Origin of the sequence: Kitasatospora sp. NPDC048296 (genome assembly GCF_043201815.1) — a bacterium.
Classification (GTDB): domain Bacteria; phylum Actinomycetota; class Actinomycetes; order Streptomycetales; family Streptomycetaceae; genus Kitasatospora.
Map to the genome: position 1 here is coordinate 1 of NZ_JBICZB010000005.1, position 26711 is coordinate 26711.

General features: G+C 72.9%; 22 protein-coding genes and 1 rRNA gene. 9 read left to right on the forward strand and 14 right to left on the reverse strand.

Annotated features, from left to right (window positions below; genetic code table 11):
- Nucleotides 1-174 precede the first annotated feature (174 nt).
- Nucleotides 175-291, forward strand: a 5S ribosomal RNA gene (gene rrf, locus ACGF12_RS05325).
- A gap of 78 nt (nt 292-369) precedes the next feature.
- On the opposite strand, the gene ACGF12_RS05330 is transcribed toward rrf, so the two are convergent.
- Both ACGF12_RS05330 and ACGF12_RS05335 read right to left on the reverse strand, forming a co-directional pair.
- Nucleotides 370-831 (reverse strand): GNAT family N-acetyltransferase, encoded by a 462-nt coding sequence (locus ACGF12_RS05330; RefSeq protein WP_393025767.1) that lies wholly within the window; start codon nt 829-831, stop codon nt 370-372.
- A 101-nt stretch (nt 832-932) separates the two neighbouring features.
- Nucleotides 933-1724, reverse strand: coding sequence for a VOC family protein (locus tag ACGF12_RS05335; RefSeq protein WP_393025770.1), 792 nt, complete (start codon nt 1722-1724; stop codon nt 933-935).
- A 231-nt stretch (nt 1725-1955) separates the two neighbouring features.
- Here ACGF12_RS05335 and ACGF12_RS05340 point away from each other — a divergent pair, with 231 nt between their 5' ends.
- The 3 genes from ACGF12_RS05340 to ACGF12_RS05350 all read left to right on the forward strand — a co-directional run bounded on the left by ACGF12_RS05340 (nt 1956) and on the right by ACGF12_RS05350 (nt 6975).
- Nucleotides 1956-4199: an ATP-dependent RecD-like DNA helicase gene (locus ACGF12_RS05340; RefSeq protein ID WP_393025773.1), complete on the forward strand. Its 2244-nt coding sequence runs from the start codon at nt 1956-1958 to the stop codon at nt 4197-4199.
- Nucleotides 4200-4424: 225 nt separating this feature from the next.
- Nucleotides 4425-5714: a citrate synthase gene (locus ACGF12_RS05345; protein ID WP_393025776.1), complete on the forward strand. Its 1290-nt coding sequence runs from the start codon at nt 4425-4427 to the stop codon at nt 5712-5714.
- 541 nt (nt 5715-6255) lie between these two features.
- Nucleotides 6256-6975, forward strand: a complete 720-nt coding sequence (locus ACGF12_RS05350) for an SDR family NAD(P)-dependent oxidoreductase (RefSeq protein ID WP_393025779.1) — start codon at nt 6256-6258, stop codon at nt 6973-6975.
- 65 nt (nt 6976-7040) lie between these two features.
- Here ACGF12_RS05350 and ACGF12_RS05355 read toward each other — a convergent pair whose 3' ends face one another.
- The 3 genes from ACGF12_RS05355 to ACGF12_RS05365 all read right to left on the reverse strand — a co-directional run bounded on the left by ACGF12_RS05355 (nt 7041) and on the right by ACGF12_RS05365 (nt 10701).
- On the reverse strand, nt 7041-9353 hold the full coding sequence (locus ACGF12_RS05355) for a heavy metal translocating P-type ATPase (RefSeq protein ID WP_393025781.1): 2313 nt from the start codon (nt 9351-9353) through the stop codon (nt 7041-7043).
- 70 nt (nt 9354-9423) lie between these two features.
- Nucleotides 9424-9642: a heavy-metal-associated domain-containing protein gene (locus ACGF12_RS05360; RefSeq protein WP_387622602.1), complete on the reverse strand. Its 219-nt coding sequence runs from the start codon at nt 9640-9642 to the stop codon at nt 9424-9426.
- Nucleotides 9643-9759: 117 nt separating this feature from the next.
- Nucleotides 9760-10701, reverse strand: coding sequence for a PrsW family intramembrane metalloprotease (locus ACGF12_RS05365; RefSeq protein ID WP_393025784.1), 942 nt, complete (start codon nt 10699-10701; stop codon nt 9760-9762).
- A 169-nt stretch (nt 10702-10870) separates the two neighbouring features.
- On the opposite strand from ACGF12_RS05365, the gene ACGF12_RS05370 reads away from it, so the two are divergent.
- Nucleotides 10871-12040 (forward strand): PP2C family protein-serine/threonine phosphatase, encoded by a 1170-nt coding sequence (locus ACGF12_RS05370; protein WP_393025787.1) that lies wholly within the window; start codon nt 10871-10873, stop codon nt 12038-12040.
- 188 nt (nt 12041-12228) lie between these two features.
- Here the strand turns inward: ACGF12_RS05370 and dhaL are convergent, their stop codons facing one another.
- Nucleotides 12229-12870, reverse strand: a complete 642-nt coding sequence (gene dhaL / locus ACGF12_RS05375) for a dihydroxyacetone kinase subunit DhaL (RefSeq protein WP_393025790.1) — start codon at nt 12868-12870, stop codon at nt 12229-12231.
- 19 nt (nt 12871-12889) lie between these two features.
- Nucleotides 12890-13885, reverse strand: coding sequence for a dihydroxyacetone kinase subunit DhaK (gene dhaK, locus ACGF12_RS05380; RefSeq protein ID WP_393025793.1), 996 nt, complete (start codon nt 13883-13885; stop codon nt 12890-12892).
- Between the two features lie 234 nt (nt 13886-14119).
- Between dhaK and dhaM the strand changes: the two genes are divergently transcribed.
- Nucleotides 14120-14512, forward strand: coding sequence for a dihydroxyacetone kinase phosphoryl donor subunit DhaM (dhaM, locus tag ACGF12_RS05385; RefSeq protein WP_393025795.1), 393 nt, complete (start codon nt 14120-14122; stop codon nt 14510-14512).
- A 3-nt stretch (nt 14513-14515) separates the two neighbouring features.
- Here dhaM and ACGF12_RS05390 read toward each other — a convergent pair whose 3' ends face one another.
- Nucleotides 14516-16243, reverse strand: a complete 1728-nt coding sequence (locus tag ACGF12_RS05390; RefSeq protein ID WP_393025798.1) for a bifunctional 3'-5' exonuclease/DNA polymerase — start codon at nt 16241-16243, stop codon at nt 14516-14518.
- Between the two features lie 155 nt (nt 16244-16398).
- On the opposite strand from ACGF12_RS05390, the gene ACGF12_RS05395 reads away from it, so the two are divergent.
- Complete coding sequence (locus tag ACGF12_RS05395; protein WP_393025800.1) at nt 16399-18423, forward strand: M3 family metallopeptidase; 2025 nt, start codon at nt 16399-16401, stop codon at nt 18421-18423.
- Between the two features lie 3 nt (nt 18424-18426).
- Here the strand turns inward: ACGF12_RS05395 and ACGF12_RS05400 are convergent, their stop codons facing one another.
- Both ACGF12_RS05400 and ACGF12_RS05405 read right to left on the reverse strand, forming a co-directional pair.
- Nucleotides 18427-19878, reverse strand: a complete 1452-nt coding sequence (locus ACGF12_RS05400) for a cellulase family glycosylhydrolase (RefSeq protein ID WP_393025803.1) — start codon at nt 19876-19878, stop codon at nt 18427-18429.
- A 115-nt stretch (nt 19879-19993) separates the two neighbouring features.
- Nucleotides 19994-20620, reverse strand: coding sequence for a TetR family transcriptional regulator (locus ACGF12_RS05405; RefSeq protein WP_393025806.1), 627 nt, complete (start codon nt 20618-20620; stop codon nt 19994-19996).
- Between the two features lie 146 nt (nt 20621-20766).
- Here ACGF12_RS05405 and ACGF12_RS05410 point away from each other — a divergent pair, with 146 nt between their 5' ends.
- Nucleotides 20767-21993: an acyl-CoA dehydrogenase family protein gene (locus ACGF12_RS05410; RefSeq protein ID WP_393025809.1), complete on the forward strand. Its 1227-nt coding sequence runs from the start codon at nt 20767-20769 to the stop codon at nt 21991-21993.
- 17 nt (nt 21994-22010) lie between these two features.
- Here ACGF12_RS05410 and ACGF12_RS05415 read toward each other — a convergent pair whose 3' ends face one another.
- From ACGF12_RS05415 to ACGF12_RS05425, 3 genes are all read right to left on the reverse strand, one after another.
- Entirely contained in the window at nt 22011-22613 is a 603-nt protein-coding gene (locus tag ACGF12_RS05415; RefSeq protein ID WP_393025812.1) for a hypothetical protein, read from the reverse strand.
- Between the two features lie 127 nt (nt 22614-22740).
- The gene (locus tag ACGF12_RS05420; RefSeq protein ID WP_393025815.1) at nt 22741-23550 is read right to left on the reverse strand and encodes an enoyl-CoA hydratase/isomerase family protein; all 810 of its coding nucleotides are present in this window, start codon (nt 23548-23550) and stop codon (nt 22741-22743) included.
- A 35-nt stretch (nt 23551-23585) separates the two neighbouring features.
- Nucleotides 23586-24275 carry a TetR family transcriptional regulator gene (locus tag ACGF12_RS05425; protein ID WP_393025818.1) on the reverse strand — a complete coding sequence of 230 codons (690 nt, stop codon included), beginning with the start codon at nt 24273-24275 and terminating at the stop codon, nt 23586-23588.
- A 187-nt stretch (nt 24276-24462) separates the two neighbouring features.
- On the opposite strand from ACGF12_RS05425, the gene ACGF12_RS05430 reads away from it, so the two are divergent.
- Nucleotides 24463-25989 (forward strand): MFS transporter, encoded by a 1527-nt coding sequence (locus ACGF12_RS05430; RefSeq protein ID WP_393025821.1) that lies wholly within the window; start codon nt 24463-24465, stop codon nt 25987-25989.
- Nucleotides 25990-26151: 162 nt separating this feature from the next.
- Here ACGF12_RS05430 and ACGF12_RS05435 read toward each other — a convergent pair whose 3' ends face one another.
- Nucleotides 26152-26703 (reverse strand): GNAT family N-acetyltransferase, encoded by a 552-nt coding sequence (locus ACGF12_RS05435; RefSeq protein ID WP_393025824.1) that lies wholly within the window; start codon nt 26701-26703, stop codon nt 26152-26154.
- Nucleotides 26704-26711 lie beyond the last annotated feature (8 nt).

Genomic DNA, 26711 nt, shown 5'->3' on the forward strand with positions numbered 1-26711 from the left:
GGCTCCCAGTAGACGACTGGGTTGATAGGCCGGATATGGAAGCCCTGTAAGGGGTGGAGTTGACCGGTACTAATAGGCCGAGGGCTTGTCCTCAGTTGCTCGCGTCCACTGTGTTGTTCTGAAACAACGACCCCAACCCGATGGTGGTTGGTGCGGTTGACAGTTTCATAGTGTTTCGGTGGTCATAGCGTGAGGGAAACGCCCGGTTACATTCCGAACCCGGAAGCTAAGCCTCACAGCGCCGATGGTACTGCAGGGGGGACCCTGTGGGAGAGTAGGACGCCGCCGAACAATCATTCAGAAAAGGCCCCACCCGGTTTCCGGGTGGGGCCTTTTCGCTTTTTCGGGGTTTGATTCAGAGGGCTTGATTCAGAGCTTGAGCTTGAATCCGAGGTGCGAGGCCACGAAGCCGAGCCGCTCGTAGAAGCGGTGCGCATCGGTCCGCGTCGCGTTCGAGGTCAGCTGGACGAGGTCGGCCTCCAGCGCGCGGGAGCGTTCGACGGCCCACTGGATCAGTTCGGTGCCGAGCCCGCTGCCGCGTTCGTCGGCGTGGATGCGGACGGCCTCGACGATCGTGCGGGTGGCGCCCGCCCGGGAGAGGCCCGGGACGATCGTGAGCTGCAGGGTTCCGACCACGCGGCCGGCGCGTTCGGCCACCACCAGGTGCTGGTGCGGGTCGCCGTTGATGCGGGCGAAGGCGGTGCGGTACGGGGTGAGGTCGTCGGGGCTCTCCCGCGTGGCGCCCAGTGGGTCGTCGGCGAGCATGGCCACGATTGCCGGCAGGTCGCCTTCGGTGGCCCGTCGAATCGTCAGAGCAGCCGTTTCAGTCATGATCAGAGACTAGAGCGGCCCCGGGAGGCGGACCCACCCCTGTCTACGCCCGTAGCACCCCTTCATGGCCTTTCTGAGGGGCAATGCGCGGTAATGCGGAGTCAGTCCCCGGGCCCGGCACTCGTGATGACGGCGAAGACGGCGCCGTGCGGGTCGAGCAGCTGGGCGAGGCGGCCGACGCCGTGGACGTCCGTCGCGGGGATCCGTACCTTCGCGCCGAGGGTGTCGGCGATGGCGAGGCTGGCGTCCACGTTGGGGACCTCGAAGTAGGGGAGCCAGTGCGAGCCGGTGCCGCGCGCGGTGTGTTCGGGGCCGAGCTGCATGATGCCGCCGTGGGCGTCGTCGGTGCCGCCGCCCGCCGGGGTGAGAACGGTGTAGATCACCTCGCCGAGCGGGACGTCCTGCTCCTGCCAGCCGAAGACCACGCGGTAGAAGGCCTTGGCCCGCTCGGCGTCGATGCTGTAGCACTCGGCCCAGCAGAAGCTGCCCTCGTCGTTGACGAGGTCCAGACCGCGGGTGTCGCGGGGTTGCCAGACCGCGAAGTCGGCACCGGTCGGGTCGGTGTAGCCGGCCATCCGGCCCGCCGTGAAGACGTCGAAGGGGGTGAACCGGACCCGGCCGCCGGACTGTTCCACGAGTTCGGTGGTGCGGTCGGCGTCGAGGGTGGCGAAGTACAGGGTCCAGCCGGGCAGGGCGCCCTCCTCGGCGAGCGGGCCGAGGGCGGCGACCGTGCGGCCGTCGAGCTGGAAGAAGCCGTAGCCGCCGGCCTCGGGGCCGGCCGAGTCGAAGGACCAGCCGAACAGCGCGGTGTAGAAGTCCACGGAGGCCCTGGTGTCGGGGCTGCTCAGGTCGAGCCAGTCCGGGGAACCGGGGCGGAAGGCGGTGTTGAGCATGGCGGCACTGCTCCTCGGACGGGGCCCGTGCGGTCGCGGGCGCGGTCGAGATCCCCTGGACCTCCCAGCCTGACACCTCGGAGGGGCCGGTGCACGGCGGGCTTCCGTGGGATTGCCGGGCTTCCCGGCCGGCCCTCCCGCCGGCTTCCGCGCGGTTCCGGGCTTGTCGGCGGGGGGCGGTACGGTGCGTAACGGAAGGGTCCACCCGTACTGGTCGAAGAGGGGGCTCCGGTGGGCAAGCAGCCGCAGTCGGGGCAGCAGACGCAGCAGGCGCCGCGCCAGCTGGCGCAGGTCGAGGGCGTGCTGGAGCGGATCACCTACGCCAATGAGGAGACCGGCTACACCGTGGCCCGAGTGGACACCGGCCGGGGCGCGAACGACCTGCTGACGGTGGTGGGCGCGCTGCTGGGGGCGCAGGTCGGGGAGTCGCTGCGGCTGCACGGCCGGTGGGGCTCGCACCCGCAGTACGGGCGGCAGTTCGTGGTGGAGAACTACACCACGGTGCTGCCGGCCACCGTGCAGGGCATCCAGCGCTACCTGGGCTCGGGGCTGATCAAGGGAATCGGGCCGCGGTTCGCCGAGCGGATCGTGGAGCGCTTCGGGGTGGACACCCTGGAGGTGATCGAGAACGAGCCGGGTCGGCTGATCGAGGTGCCCGGACTGGGACCGAAGCGGACCAGGAAGATCGCCGAGGCCTGGGAGGAGCAGAAGGCCATCAAGGAGGTCATGGTCTTCCTGCAGGGGGTCGGGGTGTCGACCTCGCTGGCGGTGCGGATCTACAAGCAGTACGGCGACGCCTCGATCGGCGTGGTGAAGAACGAGCCGTACAAGCTGGCGGCGGACGTCTGGGGCATCGGCTTCCTGACGGCGGACCGGATCGCCCAGGCGGTGGGCATCCCGCACGACAGCCCGGAGCGGGTGAAGGCGGGGCTGCAGTACGCGCTGTCGCAGAGCAGTGACCAGGGGCACTGCTACCTGCCGGAGGAGCGGCTGATCGCGGACGGCGTGAAGCTGCTGCAGGTGGACGTGGGGCTGGTGATCGACTGCCTGGCCGAGCTGGTCGCCGCCGAGGGTGTGGTGCGCGAGACGGTGCCGGGCGAGGCGGGCGAGCCGATCACTGCGGTCTACCTGGTGCCGTTCCACCGGGCGGAGATCTCGCTGGCCAACCAGCTGCTGCGGCTGCTGCGTTCGGACTCCGACCGGATGCCGTGGTTCGCCGGGGTGGACTGGCCGGTGGCGCTGGAGTGGCTGGCGAAGCGGACGGGGGCGGAGCTGGCGCCGGAGCAGGAGCAGTCGGTGCGGCTGGCGCTGACGCGGAAGGTCGCGGTGCTGACGGGCGGTCCGGGCTGCGGGAAGTCGTTCACGGTGAAGTCGATCGTGACGCTGGCGCTGGCCAAGCGGGCGAAGGTGGTGCTGGCGGCGCCGACCGGCCGGGCGGCGAAGCGGTTGTCGGAGCTGACCGGGGTGGAGGCCTCGACGGTGCACCGGCTGCTGGAGCTGAAGCCGGGCGGGGACGCCGCGTACGACCGGGACCGGCCGCTGGACGCGGACCTGGTGGTGGTGGACGAGGCCTCGATGCTGGACCTGATCCTGGCGAACAAGCTGGTCAAGGCGGTCCCGCCGGGCGCTCACCTGCTGTTCGTGGGGGACGTGGACCAGCTGCCCTCGGTGGGCGCCGGGGAGGTGCTGCGGGACCTGCTGGCCGAGGACGGGCCGATCCCGTCGGTGCGGCTGACCCGGATCTTCCGGCAGGCCCAGGAGTCGGGGGTGGTGACCAACGCGCACCGGATCAACGAGGGGAAGCCGCCCCTGACGGAGGGTCTGGCGGACTTCTTCCTGTTCGTGGAGGACGACGCGGAGCGGGCGGCCGGGCTGACGGTGGACGTGGTGGCGCGCCGGATCCCGCAGAAGTTCGGCTTCGACCCGCGCCGGGACGTCCAGGTGCTGGCGCCGATGCATCGCGGCCCGGCGGGGGCGGGGAACCTGAACACGCTGCTGCAGGCGGCGGTGACGCCGGCCCGGGAGGGGCTGGCGGAGCGGCGTTTCGGCGGGCGGACGTTCCGGGTGGGGGACAAGGTCACCCAGATCCGCAACAACTACGACAAGGGGCGGAACGGCGTCTTCAACGGCACAGTGGGAGTGGTGACCGCCCTCAGTGCGGACGACCAGCGGCTGACGGTGGTCACCGACGAGGACGAGGAGGTGGTGTACGACTTCGACGAACTGGACGAGCTGGCCCACGCGTACGCGGTGACGATCCACCGCTCGCAGGGCAGCGAGTATCCGGTGGTGGTGATTCCGGTCACCATGTCCGCTTGGACGATGCTCCAGCGAAATCTGCTTTACACCGCGGTGACCAGGGCCAGAAAACTCGTCGTGCTGGTCGGGTCACGGAAGGCGATCGCGCAGGCCGTGCGGGCCGTCAGCGCAGGTCGGCGGCACGCGGCCCTCGATCATCGGCTTGCTTCTGGATGATTATCCAACAGGATGGTTGCCTCTAAGGTTCTCTTGACGTGAAGAGATTTACGGCAGAGCCTAGGGTGGTGCCGATCTTGTCCGGTTCGTACCGGCTGCGGCGGCAGGTTTTGTAGGGGCGGGCCCTTCCGGGCCACCCCGGGTGCGCGACTGTCCTCCGGATGGGGGATGGTAGAGACAGTCAGGGCACCTTGGAAGAGGATTCATTTCGTCGGTGAGGAAGACGTGAGCGACAACTCGGTAGTACTGCGGTACCAGGACGGCGAGTACGAGTACCCCGTCGTCGAGAGCACTGCGGGCAACTCCGGCTTCGACATCTCGAAGCTGCTCCCGCAGACCGGCCTGGTCACCCTGGACAACGGCTTCGGTAACACCGCTGCGTACAAGTCCGCGATCACCTTCGTGGACGGCGACAACGGCATCCTTCGGTACCGCGGCTACCCGATCGAGCAGCTCGCAGCGCAGGGCGGCTTCATCGAGACCGCGTACCTCCTGATCAACGGCGAGCTGCCCAACGCGGACCAGCTGGCGGAGTTCAACCGCGAGATCACCCAGCACACGCTGCTGCACGAGGACGTCAAGCGCTTCTTCCAGGGCTTCCCGCGGGACGCCCACCCGATGGCCATGCTGTCCTCGGTGGTCGGTGCGCTCTCCACGTTCTACCCGGAGAGCCACAACCCCTTCGACGCGGCCCAGCGCCACCTGTCGACCGTCCGCCTGCTGGCCAAGCTGCCGACGATCGCCGCGTACGCGTACAAGAAGGCGATGGGCCAGCCCTTCGTCTACCCGCGCAACGACCTGAGCTACGTCGAGAACCTCCTGCGGATGACCTTCGCGGTCCCCGCCGAGAACTACGAGCTCAACCCGGTCGTCGTCAACGCCCTGGACAAGCTGCTCATCCTGCACGCGGACCACGAGCAGAACTGCTCGACCTCCACCGTGCGCCTGGTCGGCTCCAGCCACGCCAACCTGTTCGCCTCGATCTCGGCCGGCATCTCGGCCCTGTGGGGCCCGCTGCACGGCGGCGCCAACCAGGCCGTGCTGGAGATGCTGGAGAGCATCCAGAAGGACGGCGGCGACGTCGACGCGTTCATCACGAAGGTGAAGAACAAGGAAGCTGGCGTCAAGCTGATGGGCTTCGGCCACCGCGTCTACAAGGCCTTCGACCCGCGCGCCGCGCAGGTCAAGCTGCTCGCGCACGAGGTCCTCGGCCAGCTCGGCAAGAACGACGAGCTGCTGGAGATCGCGCTCAAGCTGGAGGAGCACGCCCTCAAGGACGACTTCTTCATCTCGCGCAAGCTGTACCCGAACGTGGACTTCTACACCGGCCTGATCTACCGCGCCATGGGCTTCCCGACCAGCATGTTCACCGTGCTGTTCGCCCTCGGCCGGCTGCCCGGCTGGATCGCCCACTGGCACGAGATGATCAACGACCCGACCAGCCGCATCGGCCGTCCGCGTCAGATCTACACCGGCACCGCGATCCGCGACTACGTCGCGCTCGACCAGCGCTGACGCACCGCGACTGAACGGAGAGGGGCCCGGCCGCTGCTGAGCGGCCGGGCCCCTTCGCCGTCCCCGCGCCCCGGACCCGGAAGGGCCCGCGCGGGGACGGAACCGTACAGCGCACGACTCCGGGGCTGGCCGCAGCCGGGGACGGCCGCTCAAAGCGTCCCTGGCCCGCCACAACCCCGGCGCCGTGCGCGAAGGCCGTCGAGACCGACGACCGTTCCCGGGGCCCGCCGGAGCCCCGTCGGCGACAGCCGCTGGATGAGGGACGCATTGCCGTTAGTCGCGCCCCGGCCCATCGGAAAAACTGCCGCACTACCAACCTAAGACGTATCAGCGTGCGAGAAGTTACGGCCGAGAGGTGTGAGCTGCCTCTCGCCACGCTCCGTAGGCGCGTCGTTCCGCGCTCATATCACACCTTCCCTCGCGCCTGACGTCACCCTCCCCGCAGTCACGGCAACCGAGCGTGATAGGAATCGTGGCATTCCGGTACGGACCGTCGTGCACCCTTGCAGTGCGGCGGCGGAACTGGGGAGGGAGTGCGCAGATGGCCAGGAACGTCGTCGTCACCGGCGGTGGCACGGGAATCGGGTACGAAGTCGCGCGGCGGTTCGCCGAGGCGGGCGAGCACGTCGTGATCGTCGGTCGGCGCCGGGAGGTCCTGGAGAAGGCCGCGGCCGAGCTCGGACCGAAGGTGACCCCGCTGGTGTGCGACCTCGCCGACCCGGACGCGGTCGAGGCGGCGCTCGGCGGACTGCCCGAGCGGATCGACGTGCTGGTGAACAACGCCGGCAGCCGGGAGACCGTGGTCGGCGGCGGACCGCACGCCCTGCTGGCCCGCTGGCGCGGCGACTTCGAGCGCAACGTGCTGACCGTGGTGCTGCTCACCGAGTCGATCCGGGACCGGCTCACCCCCGGCTCCGGCCGGGTGGTCACCATCAGCTCCATCGCCGCCCTGCGCGGGGCCGGCTCGTACGGCGCCGCGAAGGCCTCGCTGCACGCCTGGAACCACTTCCTGGCCGCCCAGTTGGGGACCTCGGGGATCACCGCCAACATCGTCGCGCCGGGGACGGTCAGCGGCACCGAGTTCTTCGGACCGCGGCTGGACGATGCCGAGGTGGCCCGCCGGGCGGCGCGCACGCTGCTCGGCCGGATCGGCGAGACCGGTGAGGTCGCGGCGGCGGTGCACTTCCTGGCCTCGCCGGAGGCCGGGTTCATCACCGGCGAGATCCTGCACTGCAACGGCGGCGAGCTGCTGGGGCGTTGAGGCACGGCGAAGGCCCCGGACCGGTCGTCGGTCCGGGGCCTTCGTGCTGTTCGGGCTCGGTGTCGTCAGGCGGACTGGAAGCGGCGCAGCCGGAGGCTGTTGGTGACCACGAAGACCGAGGAGAAGGCCATCGCGGCCCCGGCGATCATCGGGTTGAGCAGTCCGGCGGCGGCCAGCGGGATCGCCGCCACGTTGTAGCCGAAGGCCCAGAACAGGTTGCCCCTGATGGTGGCGAGGGTGCGGCGGGAGAGCCGGATCGCGTCGGCTGCCGAGCGCAGGTCGCCGCGGACCAGGGTGAGGTCGCCGGCCTCGATGGCGGCGTCGGTGCCGGTGCCCATGGCCAGGCCCAGGTCGGCCTGGGCGAGCGCGGCCGCGTCGTTGACGCCGTCGCCGACCATCGCGACCGTCCGGCCCTCGGCCTGCAGCCGCTTGACGGTGTCCACCTTGTCCTCGGGCAGCACCTCGGCGACCACGTCCTGCGGGTCGATGCCGACCTCGGCGGCCACCGCTTCGGCCACCGCCCGGTTGTCGCCGGTCAGCAGCACCGGGCGCAGGCCGAGTGCCCGCAGCTTGGCGATCGCCTCGGCGCTGGTCGGCTTGACCGCGTCGGCGACCTCCAGGACGGCCCGGGCCTCGCCGTCCCAGCCGACCGCGACCGCGGTGCGGCCGGCCGCCTCGGCCCCGGCCTTGGCGCGGGCCAGGACGGGCGGCAGGTGCTGCGCGCGGTCGGCGAGCAGGGCCTCGCGCCCGGCCGTCACCGTACGGCCGTCCACGACACCCTCCACGCCCTGCCCGGGCACGTTGCGGAAGTCCTCGACCACCGGCAGCGCACCGGTCCGCTCGGCGGCGGCGGCCGCGATCGCGCGGGCGATCGGGTGCTCGGAGGCGTGCTCCACGGCGCCGGCCAGGCGCAGCGCCTCGGCCTCGGTGACGCCCTCGGTGGTGTGCACGGCGAGCAGGGTCATCCGGCCGGTGGTGACGGTGCCGGTCTTGTCCAGCACGACGGTGTCGACCTTGCGGGTGGACTCCAGGACCTCCGGGCCCTTGATCAGGACGCCGAGCTGGGCGCCGCGGCCGGTGCCGACCAGCAGCGCGGTCGGGGTGGCCAGTCCGAGGGCGCACGGGCAGGCGATGATCAGCACGGCCACGGCGGCCGTGAACGACTCGGTGGGACTGCTGGTGGCGAGCAGCCAGCCGACCAGGGTGGCGAGCGCGATCAGGATGACCACCGGGACGAAGACGGCGGAGATCCGGTCGGCCAGGCGCTGGGCGGCGGCCTTGCCGTTCTGGGCCTCCTCGACCAGCTTGGCCATCCGGGCCAGTTGGGTGTCCGCGCCGACCCGGGTCGCCTCGACCACCAGGCGGCCGCCCGCGTTGACCGTGGCGCCGGTGACGGCGTCCCCGACGGTGACCTCCACCGGGACGGACTCGCCGGTGAGCATCGAGGCGTCCACGGCGGAACTGCCCTCGACCACCGTGCCGTCGGTGGCGACCTTCTCGCCGGGGCGCACCACGAAGCGCATGCCGACGGCCAGCCGGTCCACCGGCAGCCGGACCTCGCGTCCCACCCGTCGCCCACCACCACCCTTGTCCGAGGCCGCTTCGCGGCCGCCCCCCTCAAACTGAAGGACGGCGACGTCCTTGGCGCCGAGGTCGAGCAGGGCGTGCAGGGCGGCGCCGGCCCGGCGCTTGGAACGGGCCTCCAAGTAGCGGCCGAGCAGGATCAGCACCGTGACGGCGGCGGCGGTCTCCAGGTAGAGGGTGGAGGAGGCGTCGGTGTCGCCGATCGACAGCGAGAAGTCGTGGCGCATCCCCGGCATGCCGGCGTGGCCCCGGAACAGCGCCCAGCAGGACCAGCCGAAGGCGGCCAGGGTGCCGAGCGACACCAGGGTGTCCATGGTCGCGGCGCCGTGCTTGAGGTTGGTCCAGGCGGCGCGGTGGAAGGGCAGGCCGCCGTAGACCACGACCGGGCCGGTGAGTGCGAAGGCCAGCCACTGCCAGTTGGTGAACTGCAGGGCCGGGACCATCGACAGCAGGACCACCGGGACGCTGAGCACGGCGCTGATCAGCAGCCGGTCGTAGCGGGGGTCCTGGTCGGCGGGCCGCTCGGTGGCGGTGGCGGCCGGCTCGGGGGCCGGGGGCGGCGGGAGCTCGGCGGTGTAGCCGGTCCGCTCGACGGTGGCGATCAGGTCCTCCACCGAGACGCCGGGGCCGTAGTCGACCCGGGCCTTCTCGGTGGCGAAGTTGACGGTGGCCTCGACGCCGTCCAGCCGGTTGAGCTTCTTCTCGATACGGGCCGCGCAGGAGGCGCAGGTCATCCCGCCGATCGACAGCTCGACCCGGTCCCGGGCCCCGACATCCGGGGCGGACGTGCTCATGCGGATCAGCTCCTTGGTGGGGGCGTACGGCGGGGGCCGTTCGGCCGGGACCCCGCCGTACCGTGGTGGCTCAGGCGCTGTGGCCGACCAGCTCGTAGCCGGCCTCGTCGACGGCGGCGCGGACCTGCTCCTCGTCCAGCGGGGCGGCGGAGGAGACCGTCACGGTACCGGCCTGGGCGTCGGCGGCGACCTCGGTGACACCGGCCAGCGCGGAGAGCTCCTCGCTGATCGCCTTCTCGCAGTGGCCGCAGCTCATGCCGGACACGGTGTAGGTGATGGTGCTGGACATCGGGGGCCTCCGGAGGGTCGGTGCGGGTCTTGCTGTCTCTCGAACAACACAATACCCCTCTGGGGTATTTCTGGGAGGGGTGGGTGAGGTGGATCGCATCGTAGACGACCGGGGTGGTCAGGCCGGGGAGGAGGGGTACTGGGCCGGGATCGGTGCCGTGGGCTCGCGTCGCAGCAGCAGGCGCAGCCAGAGCAGCCCGACCAGGGACACCAGGAGCAGACCGGCCGTGTCGTAGGCGGTGTACAGGTGCACCTGCTCGCTGGTCGGGTCGGGCATGTAGCCGAGGTCGAACAGCGCGCGCTGGAAGGCGCTGGTGGTGGTCCGGGCGACCAGCCAGACGGCGATGCCGCCCGTGGAGTCCCAGAGGGCGTGCAGCAGCGACACGCCCAGGTAGGTGAGCAGGGCCGGGACGGTGAAGCGGAAGTGGCCTCCGTGCCGCTCGCGGAACAGCACCCCGCCGATGATCGCGGTCCACAGGATGTGGCCGACCGGCGCGAGCACTCCGCGCAGGATCTCGGTCTCCACCAGGTCGTTCAGTGAGAGGCCCTGGATGCTCAGCACCGCGTTGAAGGCGTACCCGGCGCTCTCGAAGGCGGCGAACCCGGCACCGACGGTGGCGCCCAGCACCAGCCCGTACCGCAGGCCGCCGACCCGCAGCCGTCGGCTGACCGTCACCAGGGCGGCCAGCTTGACCGCCTCCTCGATCAGGCCGACGCCGACGTACATCCACACCGAGGGCGAGAGCAGATAGCTCTCCAGTACCGAGGCGCCCAGGACGCCGATGATCCCGCCGATGCCGAAGCAGGCGAGGATCCGGTCCGGGCCCAGGTCGGCGGCGTAGCGCTCGTACGCCCAGATCACCACGGTGACCGGGACGAGGAAGCTGCCGAGCAGCACGATCGTCGGGACCAGGTTGCTGTTGTCGGTGAAGAAGGTGACGAGGACGGTGCAGGCCCAGAGTGCCAGGCCGGTCAGGAAGAACGTGAACCAGTGGTGGGGCCTGGCGGCCGTAGCGGCCCGAGGGGTGGAGAGGCGGTGAGTGGGTCGGTAACCGGACACCGGGAAGGGCCTCCTCTGAGTAGCCACGTTGGTCGAACTTTATGACAAATCAGGCAAGTGGGTGCGATCTGGACAGGTGTGGGGAGGGGCGGCGGCCGATCGGGACGAGGGCGGGCCCGATGGGGCGGGCGGGTGGTTCGGCGCCGCGATCGTCCCTTATGTTCGATATGTGTCTCCGATCCGCCGTGCCCAGTCGCCCTCGGCACCCACCGCCGCCGGACTGCCGACGGACCGGCAGCGCGACGCGCTGCTGGCCGCCGACCTCCAGGACGTGCCGTTCTGGCGGCGGGCGACCCCGGCGCTGATCGCCGTCCTGCTGGTCGGACTCGCGGACCTCCTCTCCGGCAAGGACCGCTACCTCGCGCCCCTGATGACCGTCGTCCCGGCCGTCGCCGCGCTCACCCTCAAACCCCGCGAACTGCTCGCGGTCTGCTCGGTCGGGCTGCTCGCGGTCTACGGAGTCAGTCGCTACGACCAGGTCGACAACATCAACGACGCACGCTTCCTCTACGGTGCGATGGTCAGCTACCTGGTTCTGACGGTCTTCTCGGCCTGGGTGGCCAAGATCCGGATGCGGCGGGCGGCGGCCTTCGCGGCGGTCAGTTCCGTCGCCGAGGCCGCCCAGCGGGCCCTGCTACGGCTGCCGGGGCCGGCCGTCGGGCCGCTGCGACTGGCCGTGCGGTACGTGTCGGCGGCGGACGCCTCGCGGATCGGCGGGGACCTGTACTCGGTGCTGGAGACGCCGCACGGGACGCGGGTCGCGGTCGGGGACGTCCGGGGCAAGGGGCTGGCGGCCGTCCAGACGGCGGCGGTGGTGCTCGGCGCGTTCCGTGAGGCCGCGTACGACGAGGCCGGGCTGCGGGGCGTCGCGGCGCGGATCGAGGCCAGCGTCGAGCGGCACGTACCGGACGGGGAGTTCACCACGGCGCTGTTCGCGGAGTTCCGCGCACCCGGGGAGATGGAGCTGCTGCAGTACGGGCACGTGGCGCCGATCCGGGTGGACGGCGACGGGCACGCGCACGTGCTGGACGCGCCGGACCCGTGGGTGCCGCTGGGCCTCGGACGGCTGGCGGCCGGGAAGCCGACCACCTGGGGGCAGCCGTTCGGGGCGGAGGACGTGCTGGTGCTCTGCACGGACGGGGTGATCGAGGCGCGGCACCGCAGGAGCGGGGAGTTCTATCCGCTGGCGGAGCGGGTCGGGCCGCTGGTACGGGGAGCCGCGCGCTCGGCGGGGGAGCTGGAGGCGGCGGTGGGGCGGGTGTACGCGGACCTGCTGGCGCACACGGGTGGGGAGTTGCGGGATGACGCCTTGTTGTTGCTGATCACGCGGACGGATTAGGGGGCGCGGGGCTGGGCGGGGCGCGGCGGGGTGTGGGAGGGCGGGTGCGGGTTGGGGACCTTCCCCCTCGCGGGGGGGGGGGCCGCGCCCCCCCCCCCCCCCCCGCCGCCCCCCCCCCCCCCCCCCCCCCCCCCCCCCCCCCCCCCCCGCGACGGGGTCGGGGGATCCGGGGACGGGGTGGGTGCGGCTCAGCCGGTGGTGACGTCGGCGAGGGCGCGGAAGAGCAGGGCGGTGGAGGTGGCGCCCGGGTCCTGGTGGCCGATGCTGCGTTCGCCGAGGTAGGAGGCGCGGCCCTTGCGGGCCTGGAGGGGGACGGTGTCGCGGGCGCCCCGGTCGGCGGCCTCGGCGGCGGCCGCGGCCGCCTCGGGGAGGGCGGCGCCGGTGGCGGCCGCGTGGCGGAAGGCGGCGACGGCCGGCGTCCAGGCGTCGACGATGGTCTTGTCCCCGGGTTCGGCCTTGCCGAGGGTGCGGATCGCGTCCAGGCCGGCCGCGAGGGCCTCGGCGACGTCGGCCGGGGCGGCGGGCTCGGGGAGGGCGGCGCCGATGGCACGGAAGGCCTTGCCGTAGAGCGGGCCGGAGGCACCGCCGACCTTGGAGATGAGGGTGGTGCCGGTCTTGGTGAGGACGGCGCCGGGGCCCGCCGGCTGGAGGCCGTCCAGAGCGGTCAGGACGGCGGCGAAGCCCCGCTGGAGGTTGCTGCCGTGGTCGCCGTCGCCGATCGCGGAGTCCAGTTCGGTGAGCCGGGTCTGCTCCTTCTCGACGGCCGCGGCGACCGCGCGGATCCAGGCTTCGGCCAGTGGGATGTCGAACAGCGGGGTGTCGAAGTCCATCGCGTCTCCTTCGAACGGCTCAGGCCCGCTTGAGGGCGGGAGTGTCGACCGGGGCGTCCCAGAGTTCCAGCAGCTGGGCGTCGGCCTTGGTGAGGGTGAGTGAGAAGCCCGCCATGTCCAGGCTGGTGACGTAGTTGCCGACCAGGCTGCGGGCCACCCCGATGCCGCGCGCGGCGAGCCGGGCGGCGACCTCGCCGTAGACCACGTACAGCTCCAGCAGCGGCGTCGCGCCGAGGCCGTTGAGCAGGGCGATCACCTCGTCGCCCGGGGTCAGGTGGTGGTCGGTGAGGATGGTCTCGACCACCTCGGCGGCCAGTTCGCGGGCCGGGCGGAGCTTCTCGCGGCGGCGGCCGGGCTCGCCGTGGATGCCGACGCCGACCTCGATCTCGTCCTCGGGCAGGTCGAAGCCGGGCTTGCCGGCGGCCGGGACGGTGGCCGCGGTGAGCGCGATCGCGAAGGAGCGGGAGGCGGCGTTCACCCGCTCGCCCGGGGCGGCCACCTCGTCCAGCGGGGCGCCGCGTTCGGCCAGCGCGCCGGCGGTTTTCTCGACCAGGACGGTGGCGCCGGTGCCCCGGCGCCCGGCCGTCCAGGTGGAGTCCTCGACCGCGACGTCGTCGTTGACCAGAACGGTGCGGACCTCCAGGCCCTCCTCGGCGGCGAGTTCGGCGGCGAGCTCGAAGTTCATCACGTCGCCGGTGTAGTTCTTCACCACGAAGACCACCCCGGCGCCGTTCTCCACCGCCTTGGCGGCGGCCAGCATCTGGTCCGGGACGGGCGAGGTGAACACCTCGCCGGGGCAGGCGGCGTCGAGCATGCCGGGGCCGACGAAGCCGCCGTGCATCGGCTCGTGGCCGGAGCCGCCGCCGGAGATCAGCGCGACCTTCGGGCCGGCCGGGCGGGCGGCCCGGGTGATCACCCGGTTGGGGATGTCGACCGTCAGCTCGGGGTGGGCGGCGGCGACTCCGGCCAAGGCGTCCTCCAGGACGCTCTCCGGGGTGTTGATCAGCTTCTTCAACGCTCTTCGCTCCCTAGGTGGCCTTGAGATCAGGACGCTGTGGCGGACGCTGCTGACGCCGACGCTACGCCAGACGGGGGTGCGGGGCACGGGGTGCGACACGCGCGATTCCGGTCACTCTGTCGGAGCAGCGGGACGGGGCCGTAGGGTCGCGGGCATGAGTGAGCGAAGCGGGCGAATCATTCGAAGGTGCGCGTCTCGCGAAGCGACCGGCGAGCGAAGCGAGGCGGGCGCATGAGCGAACACGTGGGCATTGTTCTGGTTTCGCACAGCGCCAAGCTGGCCGACGGGCTGCGCGAGCTGCTCGGTGAACTCGCCCCGGGCGGCGTGCGGGTGGCGGTCGCGGCTGGGACGGAGGACGGCGGGCTCGGCACCAGCTACGAGCTGATCGCCGGGGCGATCGCGGAGGCGGACGGCGGGGCGGGCGTGGTCGTGCTGCCGGACCTCGGCAGTTCGGTGCTCACCGCGGTGACGGTGCTGGAGGACGAGCCGCGTCCGGGCGTGCGGCTGGTGGACGCGCCGTTCGTGGAGGGCGCGGTGGCGGCCGCCGTCACCGCCTCGACCGGGGCGGGGCTGGCCGAGGTGGTCGCGGCCGCCGAGGACGCGCGTACCTTCCGCAAGCTGTAGGGCTCACTTGGCGTCCGCGTAGCAGTCCACCACCGCCGTGCTGAGCGGGAAGCGCACCGGGGTGTCGCCGAAGACCAGCCGCCGGGCCTCGTCGCCGGCCTCGGCGACGGCGGCGGCCACCTCGTCCGCCAGGTTGGCCGGGGTGTGCACGATCACCTCGTCGTGCTGGAAGAACACCAGGTGCGGGCGGTCCGCCGGGCCCGCCACCGGCAGTTCGCCCAGCCGTCGGCGCAGCGCCGCGAGCAGGGCCAGTGCCCAGTCGGCGGCGCTGGCCTGGATGACGAAGTTGCGGGTGAACCGGCCGCGGGCGCGGGCGGTGCGCCCGCCCGCCTCGCCGGCGGTGTCGGCCTCGGTGAGGTCGAGGAAGTCGGCGGAGGCGGGCGGGCAGACCCGGCCGAGCCGGGAGGCGACCACGCCGCCGTCCTCGCCGGTCCGGGCGGCGGCCTCCACGTAGCCCATCGCGGCGGGGTAGCGGCGGCGCAGGGTGTTCAGCAGCGGGCCGATGTCGCCGCTGGTCTGCCCGTACATGGCGCCGAGCAGACCGAGTTTGGCCTTGTCGCGGTCGCCCTGGAAGGCGTTGGCGGCGAGCGCCTCGTAGAGGTCGCCGCCGGCCGCGGTGCGGGCCAGGCCGGCGTCCTGGGAGAGCGCGGCGAGCACGCGCGGTTCCAGTTGGGCGGCGTCGGCGACGACCAGCAGCCAGCCCGGGTCGGCGACCACGGCGCGGCGCAGGATGCGCGGGATCTGCAGGGCGCCGCCGCCGCGGCTGGCCCAGCGGCCGGAGACCACGCCGCCGACCACGTACTCGGGCCGGAAGCGCCCGCCGCGGGCCCAGGCGTCCTGCCAGGCCCAGCCGTGGGCGACGTGGATCCGGGCCAGCTCCTTGTAGCGGATCAGCAGCTGGGCGGCCGGGTGGTCGATGCCCTTGAGTTCCCAGGAGCGGGTGGAGCCGAGCTGAATGCCGGCCTCGGCGAAGGCGCGCAGCACCTGGGTGTGCGAGTCGGGGTTGAACGGCTTGGCGCCGAGGGCCTGTTGGAGCTCGACGGCGAGTTCGGCGAGCCGCCGGGGCTGGGTGCCGGGGACGGTCGGGCGCGGGCCGAGCAGCTCGGTCAGCAGGTGGTCGTGGACGTCGGCGCGCCAGGGCAGGCCGTCGTGGGCCATCTCGGCGGCCGCCAGCGCGCCGGCCGACTCGGCGGCGACCAGCAGCCGGAAGCGCTGCCGGTCGGCCGGGTCGGCGATGGCGGCGATCCGCCGCTGCTGCTCGGCGTGCACGGCCACCACGGCGGCCAGCGGGTCGGCGCCGGGCGGCAGTTGCAGCCGGTCGGGGGCGAACAGGGTGTCCTGGCCGTCGTCCGCGTCGGCCAGGCCCGGTTCCGGCAGGTCGTCCGGGACGGGCAGGCCGCGCAGCCGGGACCAGGCGGCGCCGAGCGAGCGCGGCGCGCCGAAGCGGCCCTCGTGGCTCAGCAGCAGGGCCTCGACCAGCCGCAGGTCGTGGCAGCGGGCGATCCGGTCGGGCAGCCGGGGCAGCAGCGGGGCGTACCCGGAGTCGGCGGCGGCCCAGACCCAGCGCGGCCCGGGCGGACGATCGCTCCCGGCGGCCTCCCGGGCGGCGACGGCGGCGGCGAGGTCGCGGACGGCCTCCGGCGGGCCGAGCGGCGCCCCGGCGTCGTCCAGCGGCTGGAGGCGGCCGCCGGGGCCGTGGGGGTCGGGCGCGAGGGCGGTTCTGGGGGCCACGGGGGTGTCTCCTCTCCGGCGGGTGGTCCGACGTGCGGGTGGGGGCACGGGCGTGCGGGTCGACAGGTCTGCGGCGTCGACGTTAACGGGTGGGGCCGACAATCGGGATCGGGGGCGTGTGGGCAGGGCGGATGACACCGCGTATGGTCGGCGAAATGACCGAGAACCCGTTCTTCACGCCCAGCCCCCTGGTCTACCAACTGCCGCCCTACGCCGAGATCCGGCAGGAGCACTACCTGCCCGCGTACGAGCGCGGGATGGCCGAGCAGCTGGCCGAGATCGCGGCGATCACCGACACCCACTCGACCCCCACCTTCGAGAACACCCTGGTGGCCCTGGAGCGCTCCGGCGAGCTGCTGAGCCGGGTGGACGCGGTGTTCCGCAACCAGTCCTCCTCCGACACCACCGAGCTGCTGGACGAGGTGGAGGCGACGGTGAGCCCGCTGCTCGCCACCCACCACGACGCGATCCACCTGGACCAGAAGTTGTTCGCCCGGATCGAGGCGCTGTACGAGGCCCGGGCCGGTCTGGAGCTCGACCCGGAGTCGCTGCGGCTGCTGGAGCGCCGGTACACCGCCTTCGTCCGCTCCGGCGCCCGGCTCGGCGCGGCCGAGCAGGCCCGGCTGCGCGAGCTGAACGCCGAACTGGCCGCGCTGGGCACCACGTTCCAGCAGAACGTGAACGCCGCCACCCGGGCCGCCGCGCTGGTCGTGGACTCCGCCGAGGAGCTGGCCGGGCTGTCCGAGGGCGCGATCGCCGGCGCCGCCGAGAACGCCAAGGTGCTCGGCCGTGAGGGCGCGTACGTGCTGAGCCTGAAGAGCACCTCCGGCCAGCCCGAGCTGGCCCAGCTCGGCGACCGTTCGGTGCGCGAGCGGCTGCTGGCGGCCTCGCTCGCCCGCGGTGGCGAGGCCAACGGCCCGCTGGCGATCCGGATGGCCGGGCTGCGCGCCGAGCGGGCCGCGCTGCTGGGGTTCCCGAGCCACGCCGCGTACGTGGTGGCGGACGAGACGGCCGGGACGGTGGAGGCGGTCTCCGGCCTGCTGGCCCGGCTGGTGGAGCCGGCCGTGGCCAACGCCCGCCGGGAGGCCGCCGAGCTGGCCAAGGTGGCTGCCGCGGACGGGATCGAGGAGATCGCCGCGCACGACTGGGCGTACTACTCGGAGAAGGTCCGGCAGGCCTCCTACCAGGTGGACGCGGCGGCGCTGCGCCCGTACTTCGAGCTGGAGCGGGTGCTGAAGGACGGGGTGTTCTTCGCCGCGAAGCTCGCGTACGGGCTGAGCTTCGCCGAGCGGCCGGAGCTGACGGCGCACCACCCGGACGCCCGGGTCTTCGAGGTGTTCGAGGAGGACGGCGGCTCGCTGGGCCTGTTCATCGGCGACTTCCACGCCCGGGCGTCCAAGCGCGGCGGCGCCTGGATGGACGAGCTGGTCGGCCAGTCCGGGCTGACCGGACGGCGGCCGGTGGTGCTGAACAACCTCAACATCCCGCGTCCGGCGCCCGGCGAGCCGGCGCTGCTCAGCTGGGACGAGGTGCGCACGCTCTTCCACGAGTTCGGGCACGCCCTGCACGGGCTGTTCTCGGACGTCACCTACCCGCTGTTCGCGGGTACGGCGGTGCCGCGGGACTTCGTGGAGTTCCCCTCGCAGGTCAACGAGATGTGGATGGTCCGGCCGGAGGTGCTGGCCAACTACGCCCGCCACCACGAGACCGGGGAGCCGCTGCCGGCCGAGCTGGTCGAGCGGATGACGGCGGCCGAGGGCTTCGGGCAGGGCTTCCGGACGGTGGAGTACCTGGCCGCGACGCTGCTGGACTGGGCCTGGCACACCCTGCCGCAGGGCCACGAGGTCTCGGACGCCGGGGAGTTCGAGGAGCAGGCGCTGGCGGAGGCCGGGATCGCCTTCCCGGCGATCCCGCCGCGCTACCGCACGCCGTACTTCCAGCACATCTTCTCCAGCGGCTACAGCGCCGGGTACTACGCGTACATCTGGTCGGAGGTGCTGGACGCGGACACCGTGCGGTGGTTCGAGACCAACGGGAAGTCGGTGCGGGACAGCGGTGAGCTGTTCCGGCGCGAGCTGCTGGCGCGCGGCAACAGTTCGGACCCGCTGGAGTCCTTCCGTGCGGTGGTCGGCCGGGCGCCGGAGACCGGGCCGCTGCTGGAGCGCCGGGGCCTCGCCTGATCGTCAGCGCGGTGTGAGCCCGACCGTCACCGGGGTGCCCGGACGGGCGTGCGGGAGCCGGATCCGTACGGTTCCCGCACGTCCGTCCGCGGGCTGTTCGACCTCGACGCGGGCGCCGGCGGGGGAGACGGCGACCTGGACGCCGTGCGGGAACGCGGTGGGCGGCAGCAGGAGTTCGGTGCTGCGCCCGGTGCCGTCGGCCGTCCAGCGGACGGTGGCGCCGTCGGTGCGGACGTCGGTGCCGGCGACGGCCACCGGGTACGGGCCGAAGGCGGGCTCGTCCCCGGGGGCCGGGTGCCCGGTCGGGTCGAGCGCGCAGTAGCCGCCGGTGCCGTGGCACCAGTACCACATCGTCCAGCCCTCGGCGAAGCCGTCCATCGCGGCGACCTGCCGGCGGACCAGCCGGCGGTTGCCCGGGGTGCGGGAGTCGGGCGGGCCCCACTCTCCGACCAGGACCGGCAGGCGGTTCGCCGTGGGGTAGCCGGTGATCGCGGCGGTGTACTGCTCCACGAAGCCGTCGGCCGGGTTCCAGTCGGCGCCGTTCTCCACCGCAGTGTCGTAGAAGTGCGGGGCGTAGCCGAGCCGGGGCGCGCCCGGGCGGGGGTCGGTGAAGCCGGGCAGCCGGGTGGGCACGCCCTGGCCGACCAGGACGGTCGGTTCGACGAACAGCCAGGCTCGGGAGTCGACCCGGCGTACGGCGGCGATCAGGCGGCGGTACATGTCGGCGAGCCGGCCCTGCTCCAGGGCGGCGGAGGCGGCGGCGAGCACCGCCGGGTCGCTCGGGTCGCCGTCCACCGGGCCGAACGGCTCGTTGAACAGGTCGTAGCCCAACAGGGAGCGGTGGCCGCGCAGTTCGCCGGCCAGTCGGGTGTAGAAGTCGGCCTGCCAGGCGCGCAGGTCGGGGTCGTCGTAGAGGTGGCGGAAGGCGGCCTGGACGGCGGGTTGGAAGTAGCCGGCGAACCAGTCGTTCGGGTCGGCGGTGAAGGGCAGGCCGTCGTCGCGGGTGGCCCAGGGCGGGATGCCGTTGGTGCCGCCACCGAACTTCGGTCCGTAGACGTCCTGGTGGAAGTCGACCAGGACGAGCAGGCCCAGGCGGTCGGCCCAGCCGAGGAGTTGCTGCAGCCGGTGCAGTTCGGTGGGGTCGAGCCGGCCGCGTTCGGGCTCCAGCCTGGTCCAGGAGATCGGCAGCCGGAGCAGGGTGAAGCCTTGGGCCGCAAGGGACTTGAGGTCGGCCTCGGTGGCCTCGGCGTACTTGTCGAGGTTGAAGCCGTGCAGCTGGAGGTGCCGGCCCTGGGCGTCGGTGAGCGCGGTGCGACCGTCCGGGGCGGTGGCCGTTCCGGTGGGGAAGTGGTCCCGGTGCCCGTCGTGGGCCGAGGCCGAGGCTGGGGTGGCGGGGGCGCTCAGGGCGGCGGTGGCGGCGAGCAGCAGGGCAACGGCGGTGCGGCGCAGGCGCATCGGGGACCTCGCACGGCGGGGGGTGGGGCCCCGATGATGCCCGCGGCGCCGGGGGCGGCACAAGGGTCGTGCGCGAAACGGAAGTTCGGCCCGCGGTGGTCCGGCTCGTGGCGGTTCAGTCGGCGGCGGGCTCGGCCGGGGTGGGCGGCAGGACGGCGGTCGGCAGGTCCGCGGCGGCGGCCAGGCGGCCCCAGAGCAGGTCGGCGAGCGCCTGCACCATGCGGGTGCGCGAGCAGGGCTTGGTCTCCAGCCACCAGTCCCCGGCGGCCAGCACCATGCCGGTGATGCCCCGGCCCCAGGCCTCGGCGAGCAGGTCGCGGTCGGCGCCGAGGTCGATCTGGCTCTGCACGGCCCGGGTGATCTCCTCGGCGATCTGCCGGAGGGCGGGGGCGAGCGCGTTGCCGGCGCCGCTCGGGTCGCCGGGCTCGGGGTGGGTGAGCAGCCGGTAGACCTGCGGGCGGGCCTCGATGCCGGCGAGGTAGGTGTCCAGCACGTGTTCGACCCGGTCGCGGCGTTCCAGCGGTTCGGCCAGGGCGGCCCGGATCGCGGCCAGCAGCCCGCCGGTGTGGCGTTCGGTGAGGGCGCTGATCAGCCCGTTCCGGTCGCCGAAGTGCCGGTAGAGGATCGGCTTGGTGATGCCGGCCTCGGCGGCGATGGCGTTCATGCTGGCGCTCGGCCCCTCGCGCTGGATGACCCGGTCGGCGGCGTTGAGCAGTTGCTCGCGGCGGGGCTCTCGGGACATGCGCTGCTCCTCGGGATCGGGGCCGGGATCGGGTCCACGGGGTCTGCGGGGGCGTTGACACCGGTTACCAATCAGTAGCAGACTCCGACGATGTTACCCGAGGTAACACCCCGGTCGGCCGTACCCCTTCTTCGGAGGCATGCACCATGAGCAGCACGTTCTCGCTGGACCCGGGCGCGGACCAGCTCGCCGTACGCGACTGGCTGCACGGCTTCGCCGCCGACGTGATGCGCCCGGCCGCCGCCGAGTGGGACGAGCGCGAGGAGACCCCCTGGCCGGTCATCCAGGAGGCCGCCAAGCTGGGCATCTACTCGCTGGACTTCTACGCCCAGCAGTACTTCGACCCCTCCGGCGTCGGCATCCCGATCGCCATGGAGGAGCTGTTCTGGGGCGACGCGGGCATCGGGCTGTCCATCGTCGGCACCACGCTGGCCGCCGTCGCGGTGCTCGCCAACGGCACCGACGAGCAGATCGGCACCTGGACCCCGCAGATGTTCGGCACCCCGGACGACCTCAAGGTGGCCGCCTTCTGCTCCTCCGAGCCGGACGCCGGCTCCGACGTGGGCGCGCTGCGCACCCGGGCCGTCTACGACGAGGCCAAGGACGAGTGGGTGCTGAACGGCACCAAGACCTGGGCCACCAACGGCGGGATCGCGGCCGTGCACGTCGTGGTCGCCGGCGTCGACCCGGAGCTCGGCACCCGCGGGCACGCCTCCTTCGTCGTCCCGCCGGGCACTCCGGGACTGAGTCAGGGTCAGAAGTTCAAGAAGCACGGCATCCGCGCCTCGCACACCGCCGAGGTGGTGCTGGACGGCGTTCGGGTGCCCGGCAACTGCCTGCTCGGCGGCAAGGAGAAGCTGGACGAGCGGCTGGCCCGGGCCCGGGAGGGCGTCAAGCGCTCGGGCGGCAAGGGCAACGCGGCGATGGCCACCTTCGAGGCCTCCCGCCCCGCCGTCGGCGCGCAGGCGATCGGCATCGCCCGGGCCGCGTACGAGGTGGCGCTGGACTACGCGAAGACCCGGGAGCAGTTCGGCCGTCCGATCATCGACAACCAGGGCGTGGCCTTCCAGCTCGCCGACATGAAGACCCGGATCGACGCGGCCCGGCTGCTGGTGTGGCGGGCGTCCTGGATGGCCGTCAACAACCAGCCGTTCACCGCCGCCGAGGGCTCGATGTCCAAGCTGTACGCGGGCGAGACGGCCAAGTTCGTCACCGCGCAGGCGATGCAGATCCTCGGCGGCAACGGCTTCACCCGGGAGTACCCGGTGGAGCGGATGCACCGGGACAGCGCGATCTACTCGATCTTCGAGGGGACCAGCGAGATCCAGCGGCTGGTCATCGCCCGGGCGATCTCGGGGATGCCGATCCGCTAGGGCCGCTCTCCCGGCGGCTACCGGGCCAGCCAGAAGGTGAGCCCGGCGGTGGCCGCGCCCACCACCGCGCCGACGATCGTCTGCGCGGTGGTGTGGTCCCGCAGCACCACCCGGGACCAGCCGATCACCGCGACCAGCGGGTAGAGCAGCAGCCACAGCGGGCCGAGCGCGATGCCGAGGCAGGTCACCGCGCCGCTGGCCACGGCGGTGTGCACGGAGACCTTCCACCAGACGGTGATCGCCAGGATCGGGAACAGCGAGGCGAACATCGCCGCGACCATCGCGGTCAGGTCGGCGGGGGCGTCCAACCAGATCATCACCGCGAAGCTGGTCAGCACCGAGCCCATGATGAAGGGGATGACGGTCAGCCGGCGCTGCCGGTGGCCGACGTGCCGGTCCTCCAGGGTGCCCTTGCGGATGCCGCGCTGGATGAACAGGGTCGGTATGACGGCGGCGAACAGCGCCGCGAAGGCGGCCCAGCCGAGGCCCGCCAGGCCGTAGCGGAGGCCGCCGATCAGCAGGCAGACCGCGATGATCACGTTCTTCGGCTCGACGCCGTCGGTGACCCGGCGGGCCCAGGTCGTCCGGCTGGTGGGGGCGGTCGTGGCCTCGGTGGTCATCGGGGTCGCTGCTCCGGGTCGTAAGGGCGGTCGGCGGCTCGGTAGGGTCGTCGGCGGCTCGGCGCCGGTCGGATGATCGTACGTGAGCCGTCGGCGCCACCACCCGCCACCGCCCGTCCGGGCCGGCTCAGAAGCGGGGCGGGCGGCCCTCCAGGAACGCGGCCAGGCCCTCGTGCACGTCCGAGGCCTCCCGCGAGCGCCGCTCCCACGGCTCCAGCGCCTCGGCCGCCCGCTCGGCCGGGACGGCCAGCGCGGACTTCACCGCGCCGATGGTCTGGGTCGAGCGGGTGGTCAGCAGCCGGGCGAACTCCAGCGCGGCGGCGTCCAGTTCGGCGACCGGCAGGACCTTCTCCGCGAGGCCGAGCGGCAGCGCGTCCCGGCCGGACACCAACTCGCCGGAGAACAGCAGGTACTTGGCCCGGGCCGGGCCGACCAGCCGGGCCAGCCGCAGGGTCGGCACGGCCGGGTAGACCACGCCGAGCTTGGCCGGGGTGATCCCCAGCCGGGCGTTGTCGGCGACGAAGCGCAGGTCGCAGGCGACGGCCAACTGGCAGCCGCCGCCCACGCAGGCGCCGTGCACCACGGCGATCGTCGGGTGCGGGAAGGCGGCGAGCGCCTCCTCGGCGGCCACGTTGATCGCGTGGTAGGCGTCCGCGCGCTGCGGATCGCCGTACACCTCGGCGAGTTCGGTGATGTCCGCGCCGGCGCTGAAGGTGTTCCCGGCGCCGGTCAGCAGCAGGGCGCGCACGCCCTCCTGCTCGGCGATCTGCGCCAGGACCTTGGGCAGCGCCTGCCAGATCGCCAGGGTCACCGCGTTGCGGCGGTGCGGGCGGGCGAACTCCAGCACCGCGACGCCGTCCTCGCCGACGTAGGCGTTCAGGCCGTCGGCCTGGGCGGGCAGGGTGGAGCGGTCCCGCGTGAGCAGCGGCTGGTCCATGCGTGCCTCCGGTCGGTCGTGGTGCGCCCACTCTCTCAGGCGGCGCCGGCGCAGTAGTCGCCGAGGCCTTGTTCGACCAGGGCGAAGGCGTGGCGGGCCTCGGCGAGGGCGGCGGGCAGGGCGTCGGCGGCGCGCTCGCCTTCCAGCATCCGCCGGTGGTTGTCGCCGATCAGGGTCAGCCGGACGGCCAGCAGCTGGGCGGCGGCGACCCGGGCGGTCAGCTCGTCGTGGGCCGGGTCCTGGGCGGCCAGCTCCGCGGCCAGCAGCGACTGCGCGCGCCGGTCGAATGCGGCGGTGGCGCGGATGGCCAGCGCCGGGGTCTGGTGGATCAGCCGGACCACGTCCAGCACCACCTGGTCGTCGTTCAGGCCGGTGGCCGGGTCCAGGCGCTCCAGCGCGGCGAGGAAGTGCTCGCGCAGCGCCGCAACCGCCGAGGTGCCCGGGACGCGGTCGCGCACCGCCCGGGCGGGCTCGTCGAGGTGCTGCTCCATCGGGCCCATGACCAGGTCTTCCTTGGTGGGGAAGTAGTTGAAGACGGTCATCTTGGACACCTCGGCGGCGGCCGCGATCTCGGCCACCGAGACCTGGTCGAAGCCGCGCTCGGCGAACAGCCCGATGGCCGCGCGGAAGATCCGGATGCCGGTCTGGATCTTCTTGCGCTCGCGCAGCGGGAGCGCGTCGAGGTCGCGGTCGGGGCCGAGGTCCAAGCCGGAGTGGATCGCCATGGGCTGACTGTACCAGGATCAAAGGTTGACCAGGATGAATGATGATCCCGGATGAAAGATAAGCTGGGATGAAAGATTGGCCTGGCCGAAGAATTGACCGAGTCCAAGAATCCTGCCATGGTGGTGACGAGCCCGCCGGACCACGCCGGTCCGGGCCGAACTCCACCGAATCTGGGGGGACTTCCCGATGGCATCCGCCGCTCCGAACGCACCCGCCCAGGCCGGCACCGGCCTGATGACGGAGGCCCAGCGCAGGCTGGGCATGCTGCTCTGCCTGGTCACGATCGTGCTGGCCGTACTCGACTCGAACATCGTGTCGGCGGCCACCGTGCCGATCGTCCGCGACCTCGACCCCGTCCACGGCGTCGACCGACTGCCCTGGTTGGTCAGCGCCTTCGCCCTGGCCGCCACCGCGCTGCTCCCGCTCTACGGCAGGCTCTGTGACGTCTACGGCGCCAGGCGGGTGCTGCTGGGCGCGCTCGGCACCTTCCTGCTCGGCTCGGCGCTGTGCGGGGCCGCGCAGTCGATGGGCCAGCTGATCGCCTTCCGGGCTGTCCAGGGCATCGGCGGCGGCGGGCTGATGAGCGTCACCATGGTGGTCATGGCCCACCTCCAGGACCCGGCGGAGCGCGGCAGCGGCAAGGGCGGCGCGATGGGCGGCATCGTCGCGGGCCTCGGCATGGCCGTCGGTCCGCTGGTCGGGGCGCTGTTCACCGACCACCTCAGCTGGCGCTGGATCTTCTACGTCAACCTGCCGCTCGGCCTGCTCGTGGTGGCCGGCGTCGCCCTGGTGATCAAGCTGCCGCAGACCGCCCGCCGGCGCGGCCTGGACTTCCTCGGCGCCACCCTGGCCGCCGCCTTCGCCACCGGGCTGCTGCTGGTCACCGAGTGGGGCGGCAAGGACTACGCCTGGACCTCCCCGGAGATCCTCGGACTGTCCGCCGCCACCCTGGCCGCCCTCGCCCTCTTCCTGTGGCGCCAGGCCACCGCCGCCGAGCCGGTGCTGCCGCTCTCGCTGTTCCGGATCCCGGTGGTACGGATCGGCTTCGCCGTCCAGGGCCTGGTCGGGATGGGCATGATGGGCTCGATCGTCTACGTGATGATCTACCTGCAGCTCGCCCGGGGGATCGCCCCGACCACGGCCAGCCTCTACCTGATGCCGATGGCGGCCGGGATGACCGGGATCGGCCTGCTGGCCACCCGGCTGATCGCCCGCGGCCACGCGCCGCGCACCTTCCTGGCGGCCGGCGCCGTCTGCGGGACGCTCGCCCTGGTGCTGCTCGGGTTCAGCGGGCCGGACACCCCGCTGTGGGCGGTGGGCGCCGAACTCGCCCTGCTCGGCGCCGGGTTCGGCCAGCTGATCGGGCAGCTGGTCACCCTGGTGCAGGACAGCGCCCCGCGGCACCAGCTCGGCGTGGCGACCACCGGCATCCGGTTCTTCCAGACCCTCGGCGGAGCGCTCGGCGCGGCGTTCTTCGGCAGCCTGCTGGCCCGGGTGTTCGAGGCCGGTGAACCGGGGCGGCCGCTCGGGGCGGTCCGGGTGCTGACCGGTGCGGCCCGGGAGCACGCGGTGCGCAGCTTCACGGACGCGGTGGACGTGGTCTTCCTGTCGGCGGGCGGGGTGATGGCGCTGGTGCTGCTGCTGGCGCTGCGGCTGCGGGCGGCGGAGGCGGCGGCCTCGGAGGCCGCCGGGAAGCCGGTGCTGGCGGCCTGAGCCGACAGTCCGAGCGGGCGTCGGCGGACGTCAGGGGGAAGCGGGGCCCGGTGGACTTCGGGGGAGTCCACCGGGCCTTGCTGTTCGTGCCGGGCCCCGCTGCTCGTGCCGGGCCACGGCCGGGTCGGGCCTCGGCCCGCTCCGGTCGGGCCCAGTCCGGGGTCAGGCATTGGCGGCGGCCCACTCCGGGGCCAGGATCGCCCAGATCTCCTTGTCGTGGCGGACCCCGTTGTGCAGGAACCACTCGCGCAGCACGCCGTCCCGCCGCATGCCGACCCGCTCGGCCACCGCCCGGCTGCGGGCGTTGACGGCCGAGCACCACCACTCGGCGCGGTGCAGGCCGCGGGTGACGAAGGCGTAGTCGAGCAGCTGCCGGACGGCGGCGGTGATCAGCCCGCCGCCCTCGCCGGCCGGCTCGGTCCAGGCGCCGATCTCGCAGTTGCCGCTCTTGGTGTCGAAGTGCACGAACATCACGCCGCCGACCAGCGTGCCGTCCCGCCAGATGCCGTAGATCCGGCGTTGGTCGGCGGCCTGGCCGTCGGCGTAGCCCTGCAGGGTGGCGCGGGCCGAGTCCAGGTCGGTGGAGCGGGTGGCCCACGGGATCCACGGGTCGGTGTGGGCCCGGGCGCGGTCGATGTGGGCCAGGAACTCGGGGGCCTGCCAGGGCTCCAGCGGGCGCAGTTCGGCGTTCTCGGCGAGCGGTACGGAAAACACGGGCGGGC